A 10,861-nucleotide genomic window follows, 5' to 3' on the forward strand; every position below is an offset into this window, starting at 1 on the left:
AGGAACGATCATGAAGATGAAGACCGTACTGATTGCCGCCGCGCTGGCATGGTCCGCCGCCACGGTGGCGCAACCCAGCATGTACTACCTGTGGAAGAACAGCAGCAGCGGCGAGACCGTCTGCGAGCCCGAGTCGCCCGGCAAGGGCTGGGTAAAGGCCAGCGAGCAGACGTACTCGGATATCGAGTGCAAGGTGCCGCTCTGAAGGCCGGATGCGCCGGATCACGCTCGACGCAAGCCTGATTCCGCATCGCACGCAGGCACGGCGGCAAAGGCCGGCCCCATCGGTGAACTGCCCCCCGAAAGCTGGACACTGATCCAACCTTCGGGGGGCAGTTCACGGGGCCGGCCCTCCTTCCCCACACGCCGCCGGTGCGCGTTACACCGCCGGCGGATCGCTCTCGCGGATCGGATGGCGATGCTGTTCGATCGCCTTCACGAAGGCCTCGATGCCATCCTGCCCGGCCTCTTCGGCCAGCACCAATCCGTCATCGGGCTCATCCGGGGGAATGCCGGCCTGCTCCAGCAGGCGCAAGCCTTCGCCCAGCGCCAGCATGGGCTTGCCATGACGGTATTGGTCGCGCACGAACTCCAGCGCCAGGCCATCGCCGCACAGCGTGTCGACCACGCTCTCGCCATCGGGAATCACCGCCGCATCGAACAGCGCCGAGGGGCTGTTCTTGAACGAGGCATCCACGTCCAGCGCGTCCTGCCCGCCGCACGGCAGCACGCCGATGCGCTGGCCCACCAGCCGCACCACCGCCCCCTCGTCGATCAGCGCCTGCGCGGTCTGCCGCACCGACTGGGCATCCACGCCTTCGGCCACCATGATGGCGATCTTGCGCGTGCGGATGCCGCCTTCGCCCGGGCGCGCCAGCAGCGACAGAAACTCGGAGCGCGTCACCTCGGGCTTGAAGACCTGCTCAGTGGCGCGCGGCATGGGATCGGGCAGTTCGGGCATGCCCAGGTTGCCGGCCACCCCGTGCGCCAGTTCCTCCGATACATTGCGCAACATCGACACCATGCGGCGGCGGATGCCCGGTACCGTCACCTTGCTCAGTTCGAACGCGATGGCGTCGATGATGTGCTGCTGTTCATGCGGGGCCTGGCTCTCGTAGAACATCGTGGCCTGGTTGTAGTGTTCGGCGAATTTCTCGGGCTTGCCGCGCAGTTCGTTGCCCTCGACGGGTTCGGGGAACGGCACGAAACCCGCCGTACCCGCCTGGAAGGGGCAGCCGCCCGCCAGCGAATTGGGCTCGTAAGCCACCCGTCCGCGATGGATGGCCTGCCGGTGCATGCCATCGCGCTGGTTGTTGTGCACGGGGGCCACTGGCGCGTTGATCGGCAGTTCGTGGAAGTTCGGCCCGCCCAGCCGCGAAATCTGCGTGTCCACATAGGAATGGATGCGGCCCGCCAGCAAGGGATCGTTGGTGAAATCGATACCCGGAATCACGTGCGCGGCGCAGAACGCCACCTGCTCGGTCTCGGCGAAGAAATTGTCCGGGTTGCGGTCCAGCACCATCCGGCCCACGGGCATCAGCGGCACCAACTCCTCGGGAATGATCTTCGTCGGATCCAGGACATCGAAGCTGAACGTCTCGGCCTGGGCTTCGTCGAACACCTGCACGCACAACTCCCATTCCGGATACTCGCCCGCCTCGATGGCTTCCCAGAGGTCGCGGCGATGGTAGTCGGGATCGGCGCCCGAGATCTTCACGGCCTCCTCCCACACGTGCGAATGCGTGCCCAACTTGGGGTTCCAATGGAACTTCACGAAGCTCGACTTGCCGTCGGCCGTGACGAAGCGGAACGTATGCACGCCAAAGCCCTGCATCATGCGGTAGCTGCGCGGAATGCCCCGGTCGGACATCACCCACATGATCATGTGCACCGATTCCGGCATCAGCGAGATGAAGTCCCAGAACGTGTCGTGCGCCGACGCGGCCTGCGGCATGCCATGGTGCGGCTCGGGCTTGACCGCGTGCACCAGGTCCGGAAACTTCATCGCGTCCTGGATGAAGAACACGGGAATGTTGTTGCCCACCAGGTCCCAGTTGCCCTGGTCCGAATAGAACTTCACCGCGAAGCCGCGCGCATCGCGGGCCGTGTCCTTCGAGCCGCGCTCGCCGGCCACCGTCGAGAAGCGCACGAACACCGGCGTGCGCTTGCCGGCCTCGGCGAAGGGCGCGGCGCAGGTCAGGTCCGAGAGCGGCTTGTAGCACTCGAAATAGCCATGCGCGGCCGAACCGCGCGCATGCACGATGCGCTCGGGGATGCGCTCGTGGTCGAAGTGCGTGATCTTCTCGCGCAGGATGAAGTCCTTGAGCAGCGCGGGGCCGCGCAGGCCGGCCTTCAGCGACGCCTGGTTGTCGCCCATCGGCACACCCTGGTTGGTCGTCATGGCCTGGCCTTCGCTGTCCGCGCGCACGCGCGGCAGCGCGCCCCCGGCGGCATTCACGCCGGGCTCGGCCGCGCCGCCCGTCTTCTCCGATACGTTCTTCTCCGACAACGTACTGCCCACGGCCGACGAATCCTTGGGCGCCACGGTCGCGCCCGAGTACGGACAGCCCGACCCGGCGCCGTACTCGGCGGCCTTGTTGGCGTTGGCGGGCAGCGCGTCGACCATCTCGCCCACCGCGCGCGTTTTCTTCAGCGCGGGATGCGTGGCCTGCGGCGAAGGCGGCAACGCCGGTCCGCTGTCCGAATTGAGATAGGCGGTATCGACGGCGGCTTGCTGCGATCCTTTCGCCGGTTGGCGCTTGCGGGTTGCCATAGAGAGGCTCCTTGATGGGTGGGTGCGTGGCGGACGGCATTCCGGTTGGTCAGCACGCACTCCGTTGGAGAGCGCGGCCGGGAGCGCGGCGCGCCAGGCACGCCGCTTGCTTTACCGGAAAGTCATCTCATGGTTCTGGCCGCTGCGGCGCCTCGCGGGACGCGTCGGCCAAGTCGGGCCAGTACGCAAGCACCGTGCCCATACCGCCATGCCGGACATACCCGTATCCACTCTCAGAAAAGGCTGACCATGCGCAAACAACAAATCCTGACTCTGCTGGCCATCGTTCTCATCGTCGCCATCGTCATGTCGATGGCCCCTTGGTAAGCCCCTCCGCCACGCACCAGGCGGATGGGGCGCGAAACGCGCGCGCGTGCCCAGGCTCGGTCCTGCCCTCCCGGCTGGACCAGGCGACCTGTCCCCGGCAGCGGCGCGGCACACGCAGGAATGATCCCGTCAAGAATGTAAAGCGGGAACGCTGGGCGGGCGCCCTTGTAATTCCTGCCCTGCCATCCGCCCTGCGCGCTAGCCGCAACCCACGCCGCTGCTGCGCTTGATCACCGGAATGCCGTCCGAGGTGTTGCCCGCGAACTTGCGGATCCTCTCGGCCACCGCGGGGGTCGGCTTCTCGTAGCTGTAGCAGTACGGCGGGGTCGGCGCCTCTTCGGGACGATAATCCCGCAGCACCGGCTTCGCATCGCCCAGGAACAGGTTGTCTTTTACCCGCAGGAAGGCCTTGTGCTCGTTCTCGTAGCCGTACCTGGCCTTGGTCTTCTCGTAGTTGCGGCGGTCCGACTCGCCGTTGCCCAGGGCGCTGCGCGCCGGAGCCCCGGGGATGTAGTGGCAGTAGTTCACGTAGATCCCCTCCACAGTAGGCGACTTCTCGGGCTCCACGCATTCGCGCCTGGCGACGTTGCTGTAGATGTTGCCTTCGACCAGCGCGCGCGCCTCCAGGCTGAAGCTCATGCCATAGAAGTCCCAGTTCTCCAGCAGATTGTTGAACAGGTGGAAAGTGCCGAACTGCGCGCGCGGGTTGCGCTGCACCGTGTTCAGGAAGTAATTGTGGTGCAGCGTGACGCGCGCAATCCGGTCCCGATCGAGGTTCTTGAACATGTCCTTCGACGTGATGTTGTTCAGCAGCATGACTTTGTTGGAATCATGGAACTTGTTCCACGATACCGTCACGTCGGTCGAGCCGTTCTTCACGTTGAGCAACCGGTCCGAGAAGCGCGACAGGTCCATGTGGTTGACCCACACGTCCCGGCTGTCGTTGGCCACGTTCACCGCCTGCGTGAAGCGGGTCAGCCGGCCATCGATGGACAGGTTCGTCAGGATGACGTTGGTGGCGCGGTACACGCCCAGCCCGTCGTCGATCAGGGTCACGCGCTTGCCGCGCCCGTCGATCGTGACGTTCGAGGGCACGCGGATCTGCGAATCCAGCACGATGCGCATGTCCGAGGCGAAGCGGATCCAGGCGGGCCCCTTCCTGGCATCCAGGACGGCCTGGCGCAGGGTGCCGGGCCCCGAGTCCTGGTCGGAAGTGACCTCGATGAACCTGCCGCCCAGACCGCCCGTGGCCTTCTGGCCGTAGCCTTCGCGCTGCTGCAGCAGCGACGACACGATCGGGCATTGCGCATCGGGCGAAGCGCACGCCTGGCGCGCGGACGCCATGCCGCCATACAGCACCGCAACCGCGGCGAGCCCGTAAACAAGAAGCCTGCCGGGTGATGCGGCGCTTCGCCGATCATGCCTGACCGCGGTTGCTTTCATGCTCATTTCTCCTTACTGCTGCGCCGAACGGTCGGGCGGCGTCACATGGCGCCATATGCCGCCGCTCAAGCGCAGGTTTTCCGCGGGTCCGGCCAGATGTGCCCGCAGCCGTTCGAAATAGGCCTGCTGCCATCGCAGCGCATACGCCTCGACGTCCTCGCCGGGCTTTGCCGCCGGCAGCATCTCCAGCGTGAACGTGACCAGGCCGTTCTCCCAACGCGGCGCGTAGAAGACCGAAGGCACGCCCAGGCGATGCGCCATGCGCGACGCGAAACTCGAATACGTCACTTCCTGCCCTTCGAAGGCCGTGCGCGGCGCGGCCGGGTTGGCGGCGCCATCGATGGCCAGGCCCAGCACGAAGCCGGAATTCAGGGCCCGCATGCAGGCCTTGGCGACCTGCGCCTCGGTCTGGTCCGCGGTGGAGATCAGCGCCGAGGAATAACTGCTTTCGGCAACGCTGGGCGCCGTCGCCAGCCAGCGCGACGGAATGCCCAGCAGTTCCAGCGCCATCAGCGAGGCATACATGGGGCCGACGTGCGCGGTGGCCACCACGACCCCTCGGCCCCCGGCCAGCAGCGGCGCGAAGAACCGTTCGCCGATCTCCAGGTCGCCCAGCACCTGCATCGCCTCTTCGGCCTGTTCGTCGCGGCATTCGAGCCAATCGAACAGCAGATGATCCATCAGATGGCCCCAGCGGGCGGAACGTTCCCATTGCGCGCGATCGATGCTCCGGTCGCCGCGCAGGGACCAGGCCCAGTCGAAGCGCGCCTTGGGGATCGGGGCCGAGTCCAGCCGCGCCTGCAGCCGGGCCACGGCCTCCTGGAAGGTATCGGGCAAGGCCTTGCCCCGGTTGGCCACGTACTGGCGGTACAGCGCCGCGGCCTCGGTCCTGCGGCCCGCCTGCGACAGCGCGCCGATGGCGGAGCGCTGCCACATCACGTTCTCGGGCGCGCGCTCCAGCAGCTTCAGCGACTGTTCCGCGGCGTCCTCGAACTGCGCCGAGTAGCGCAGCGCGCGTGCGTACAGCCCGCGCGGATGCTCCAGCTCCGGCGCCAGCTCGACCGTGCGCGCCAGCGGCGCCACGGCGTCCCGGTAGCGCCCGGCGCGCAACAGCGTTTCGCCATACAGCGACAGCACCCTGACGTCCGAGGCCGAGCCCTTCAGCGCCTGCTCGAAATGCGCCAGCGCCTGCACCTTGCGGTCGTCCTCCGTGCCGCGCCGCAGATACGACTGCCCCAGCGACGTCCGCAGCGCGGGGCTGTCCTGGCCCGCGTCCAACGCCGCGGCGCCGAAGCGGATCGCGGCCTCCGCCTGGTGGTCTTCATACAGGGCGCGCACGGCCATGGCCGCCACGCGCTCGTTGGGCAGCGCGCGCGGATCCAGGATGGCCGCCATGCGCGCCGCCTCGCCGCCCTGCCCGTTGCGGATGAAGGCCATCAGCCACACGCCCGCCTCGCCCGGCTCGCTGGCGGCCAGGCCGGCGGTCTGCCTCGCGATCGCCGCCGCATCGGCCACGTTGCCGGCCTGCAGGCGCAACTGGATGCGCGCGGCGTGCAAGGCCACCGCATCGGGCTCGTTCGCCGCGGCACAATCCGCGTGCAGGATGGCGCGGTCCCATTGCTGCAAGCGGCCGAACAGGCTGGCCAGCATGCGGTGGTCTTCGGACTGCGACGGATAGGCCGCCACCAGCACTTCCAGCGCGGCGATGGCGGGCGGCAGGATGCCCTCCTTCACGAAGGGAGAGACCAACCGCCGCCGCACGTCGCGCCAGCCATCCGCCGCCTTCACCAGATCGGCGTCCAGGACCGCCATCGCACGCGCGGGATCTTCCGCGCCGCGAATTTCATCGATGACCCCGCGCAGGCGGGTCGCGGCATCGGCGGTGGCGATGGCGGCATCAACCATGGCGCAGCCCCTTCAGCATGGACATGGCCACCCGAACCACGAAGAGCAGCGCGAAGCCCACGGCCAGCGCCTCCAGCAGCAGAATCATCAGGCGCGGGCTGCTGGGGCTGTCCGTGGGCACCGGCTGCGCGATGATGGACAGGTAGCGCTGCAGGCGCAGGGTGTCGGCCAGGGCCTGCTGGTACGACTGCTGGGCCAGCGTCAGGTTGGAGTCCGCGAAGGCCTGCGCGTTGCGCAGCGCCTCGTACGACTTCAGCAGCTTCGCCTCCGTGTTGCCCTGGCCGCTCAGGCGCTGCCGCACCTCGGCCAGGCGTTTCTTCAGCGCGGTGATCTGCAAGCGCGCGGGTTGCAGCATAGGATGGTTCGGGTTGCCCAGCGCACGGATCTTGTCGTAGTTGATCTGCGCGCTGTTGAGCTCGCTCTCCAGGGTGCTGGACAGGTTCAGCAGCATCGACACCGTGGCCGTGGGATCGATGTTGCCGTGCGTCGTGCGCCATTCCGTCAGGGCGTCGCGGGCCTCCATGGCCTTGCGCTCCGCGCGCTGCAACGAATCCTGGCTGACCCTCAGCTTGTCGGCCACCCCCTTCTCGTTCAGGCGGCTGACGAAGTCCTCCGCCAGGTTGATCAGGGCCTTGGACAGCAGCTCGGCGTCTTCCGGCGAGAACGCGCTGACGCGCAGCACGTCGATCTGCTCCAGCGCGTTGAACGACACCCGCACCGAGGACTGATAGGCGCGGTACAGCGCATCCTCGCTGGCATCCGTCGACAGATGGTTGACGGGGTCCAGGCCCGGATTGACCAGGTACTGGCGCAGGCCGACCTTCTGATCCAGCTGGCGCATGCTGTCGCGCGACATCAGGAAGTCCTTGACCGCCCAGCCGTCCACGAAGCCGCCGAGCATGCCGCCGCCATTGCCGGTGGTCAGCAGGCTGGCCGCGCCGGCGCCGCCGGACGGCTGGTTGGAGCCCGACTGCACGAAGAAACGGGATTCCGCCTCATACCGGGGCGTGGCGATGTTCATCACATAGATCAGCGCGCATACCACCGGGGCCACGACGATGAGCACACTCATCCAGCGGCGGCGCCGGCGGCTGCGCAGCGCGATGTCGCGCTCGCGGCGGCGGCGATGGATTTCGGAGTCGCCGTCAGAAGCCGACATCGTCGAGGCCCCCTCCGAATGCCTCTTCGCCTGCGCCGCCGGATTCAGCCCGGGACCGTCGGGGCGGGAACTGGCTGATGCACCGGTCGAGGTCTTCTTCGATTCTGAGAGCGCTTCGCTCATAAATTAGGCCTCTGTAGCAATAGTCCGCCAGCTGGTTCTGGCGGTAACTGGAAAAAACAAGCGTCCGTCCCACCAGGCGCTCCTCGAACAGCGCCAGCCAGAGACGGGTGAACCGGCACGGCTCGAAGGGCATCGACCCTTCGATCACATAGATGTCGAACGCAGGCGCCAGCGCCAGGGCGAACGAGAACTCCTGCCGTACGTAAAGCGGCCAGTGCTCCATGGGCTGGGTCAGGCTTTGCGGCTCGCTGATGAGGTCCGCCACGAGTTCGGCCGCGGCGTCCGCATCGATCTCGTACCGTTCGCAGACCAGCTGGATCATGCTCAGGCCGTTGGCCTTGCCGCGCACGAAGCCCTGGCGGCCGATCGCCCATGAGATGCTGCCGCCGTGCCGCACGAACCCCTGGCGCGGCGGACGCAGGCCGCACAGCACGTCCACGACCTGCCGGTGCAGCTCGGGCGTGGGCGACAGCAATGCATAACGGCCCACGGGGATGTCGAGCGTCACGTCCGTCAGCAACTGCTGGCGGCTGCCGAAAGTGAAGGGTTCATCGGTCACGCGATTGAGATGGATCATGGCTGGCGCTCACATCGGCTGGACACTGCTGCGGGACAGACGCTGCGCCGCCAGGGCAACGACCGCCAGGAACACCAGCGACGTCAGGAAATAGCTCAGGCTCGCGTCCTGCGAGGTATAGCTCTCGAAATAGGCCGAACGCAGCAACTGCATGCCATGCGCGAACGGCGACCACAGCACCCAGGGGCGCAATTGCTCCGGCAACTGCTCCGACACCAGGAACACGCTGGAGAAGATCTGCAGGAAACGCTCGATCACCGGCGTGACCCGCAGGAAGAATCGCCAGCCCGTCGAGATCGCGCCGACCAGGATGCCCATCGCCGTGCCGCAGCCCGCCATCAGCGCGACGAACAGGACGAACCCCGCCACGTTGGTCGGCAAGGTGATCAGGTTCAGCGCGTGGCCGGCCGTGATGAGCACCCCGAACACCACCAGGTACACCGTGCCATAGAGGAACGCCTGCACCCCCGCGCACATCAGCGGCGTGACGCCCGGCAGGTTCAGCAGGCCGCGCGCGGACACATACGCCGTGCTGCTGCGGAAGATGATCTGGCGGAACATGATCCAGGTCGTCGCTCCCAGCAGCGAGAAGGTCGGCACGTCCATCCCCAGGATGAAGTGCGTGCCCATGATGAAGTACAGCGACGAGATCAGCGTCAGCAGCACCACGGGGCCGACCAGCGCCCACACCAGCGCGAGCCGGCTCTCCCCGTGCATCACGTGCAACTGATGGATGAACAGCGCGAACAGGGTGCGCAACCCGCCGCTGCCCTCGTCCGGGCGATGCTCGGGATGCCCCGCATGCAGGAAACGCATGCGGTCGCGCAGGATCGCGAGATCGTGCGCTTCGGCTGGCGCGAGCTCGACTTCCAGCGCGATGTCGTTGCGCGACGCGTGGCGGCGCGCCTCCTGCGCCGCCTCGGCCCGGCGCCGCTCCACGCGGCGCAGGTGCGCGGCGTTCAGGCGCTGGTCTTCCTCCACCAGCTTGGCCGGCATGTAGCCGGGCCGGTAGACGTCGATGCCCGCCCGGATGTCGTTCTCCAGCAGGCGCATGATGAGACGCAGCCGGCGGCGCGAGAAATCGGCCAGCCCCTCGTCCGCGTCGTGGCTGACGACCGCCGCCTCCAGCTCGGCGTGGATGACGTCGTACACGGCCCGGCGGGCCGCCACGGAGTCATGAGGCTCGCCCTGCAGCCGCGCGACCAACGGCTTGAACAGGACGTCGGGCGTCGAATTCGGATCGAACAGCGCCGCGGGGTCCAGGCGCCATGCATCGACGCCTGCCCCTACGGTGTAGTTACGCTCCTGACGACGGTTGCGCCATCCCTTGATGCGGTCCTCATTGCTCATCCGGCACGCTATTGTTGGTTTATGACCTGGCTGCCGCCGCCGGAGCCACTGTCGATGGCCCGAGTGGCGCTGAAGCCCGCGCTCATGCTGAAGCGGAATGCCGACAGCACTTTCTGCACCTGGGTGAAGGTCGCATCCGAGATGTAGATCGCCTCGCCTTCACGGACCGAGAACTGGCGGGCCATGGCCACCTGCTCCGGACGCGTCAGGTCGAACTGATAGACGACGGGCACGGTGTCCGGCTTGCCGTCGACGCCGGCCTTGGCGGGCGTGAACAGGAACACCGAGCGGGGATCCGCGGTGGCATCGTCCAGGCCCTTGGCATCGGCCAACGCATCCAGCACGGTGTAGTTGCGCTTGCTGATCGACACCCGCCCCTGGTTGCCGGCGGCGCCGAGCACGGTCAGGTACTCCTTGGCCTCGTGCGCGGTGATGACATCGCCCGCGCGCAGCAGGACGTCGTTGTCCGGGTTGTTGTAGATGTCGGCCAGGCGCACCGACGCCACCTTGTTGTCGCGGCGCAGCGAGATCACGAGCTGCTCCGGGTTGGTCTGCACCGGCGCGGCCATCGCCAGCGCGCTGCTCAGACGCTGCGAGGTCTGCGTGATGGGATACATGCCGGGCTTGGTCAGGTTGCCCTGCACGGTCACCATCTGCCCGCGTTCGCCGGCGCGCGACACGGTCACGTCCGACGCGACCACCAGCTTGCTCAGGCGCGCCACCAGCACGTCGTGCAGTTGCGCCAGCGTCAGGTCCGCCGCCTTGAAGCGGCCCAGGATGGGCAGGTAGAGCATGCCCTTGGGATCGATCTCGTGGACGCCCAGGTCGCTGACGCCCGTGGCGTCGGCGGCGAAGACGCCCAGGCCATCGCGCTCCCAGACCTTGACGTTGATGCCGTCGCCGGGCACCAGGCGGTCGAAACCCGCCTGCGTCAGGTCGCGGTAATGCGCGGGAAAATTCTCGACCGCGGGCATGCGGCTCGCCCGAACGAGCTCGGGCGACACCGGCATCAGCACGACATCCTTGTCGTCGTGCGCGCCCGTCAGGTCGCCCATCATGGGACCGGAGCGGGGCAGCGTGCACCCCGTCACGGTAAGCGTGGCGAGCACCGCCAGGAGCAGTGCCGCCTTGCGTTGCTGGCCGAAGGCCGTAACGTTCTTTTGCATAGAATCCATTTTTTCCAGGATCACGGATTGCCTGGCCC

The 10,861-nt window shown here is 67.3% G+C and carries 8 protein-coding genes; 1 reads left to right on the top strand and 7 read right to left on the bottom strand.

From position 1 onward, the window contains the following. Positions 1–10 precede the first annotated feature (10 nt). Entirely contained in the window at positions 11–205 is a 195-nt protein-coding gene (locus A6745_RS03210; RefSeq protein ID WP_066123414.1) for a hypothetical protein, read from the top strand. Between the two features lie 174 nt (positions 206–379). Here the strand turns inward: A6745_RS03210 and A6745_RS03215 are convergent, their stop codons facing one another. The 7 genes from A6745_RS03215 to A6745_RS03245 form a co-directional block, all read right to left on the bottom strand. Beyond that, entirely contained in the window at positions 380–2,773 is a 2,394-nt protein-coding gene (locus tag A6745_RS03215; RefSeq protein WP_066123415.1) for a catalase, read from the bottom strand. Between the two features lie 525 nt (positions 2,774–3,298). Beyond that, positions 3,299–4,444 carry a pectate lyase family protein gene (locus tag A6745_RS03220; protein ID WP_066123780.1) on the bottom strand — a complete coding sequence of 382 codons (1,146 nt, stop codon included), beginning with the start codon at positions 4,442–4,444 and terminating at the stop codon, positions 3,299–3,301. Between the two features lie 111 nt (positions 4,445–4,555). Beyond that, entirely contained in the window at positions 4,556–6,448 is a 1,893-nt protein-coding gene (locus A6745_RS03225; protein ID WP_066123418.1) for a tetratricopeptide repeat protein, read from the bottom strand. Beyond that, complete coding sequence (locus tag A6745_RS03230) at positions 6,441–7,472, bottom strand: sugar ABC transporter (RefSeq protein ID WP_082852877.1); 1,032 nt, start codon at positions 7,470–7,472, stop codon at positions 6,441–6,443. Before A6745_RS03230 ends, A6745_RS03225 begins: the two co-directional genes overlap by 8 nt. 121 nt (positions 7,473–7,593) lie before the next feature. Then, positions 7,594–8,307: a P-loop NTPase family protein gene (locus A6745_RS03235; protein ID WP_066123421.1), complete on the bottom strand. Its 714-nt coding sequence runs from the start codon at positions 8,305–8,307 to the stop codon at positions 7,594–7,596. 9 nt (positions 8,308–8,316) lie between these two features. Further along, positions 8,317–9,657, bottom strand: coding sequence for an ABC transporter permease (locus tag A6745_RS03240; protein ID WP_066123422.1), 1,341 nt, complete (start codon positions 9,655–9,657; stop codon positions 8,317–8,319). Positions 9,658–9,665: 8 nt separating this feature from the next. Next, the gene (locus A6745_RS03245; RefSeq protein ID WP_066123424.1) at positions 9,666–10,823 is read right to left on the bottom strand and encodes a polysaccharide biosynthesis/export family protein; all 1,158 of its coding nucleotides are present in this window, start codon (positions 10,821–10,823) and stop codon (positions 9,666–9,668) included. Between the last annotated feature and the right edge of the window lie 38 nt (positions 10,824–10,861).

Source organism: Bordetella ansorpii (assembly GCF_900078705.1).
In the GTDB taxonomy this organism is placed as follows: domain Bacteria; phylum Pseudomonadota; class Gammaproteobacteria; order Burkholderiales; family Burkholderiaceae_B; genus Bordetella; species Bordetella ansorpii_A.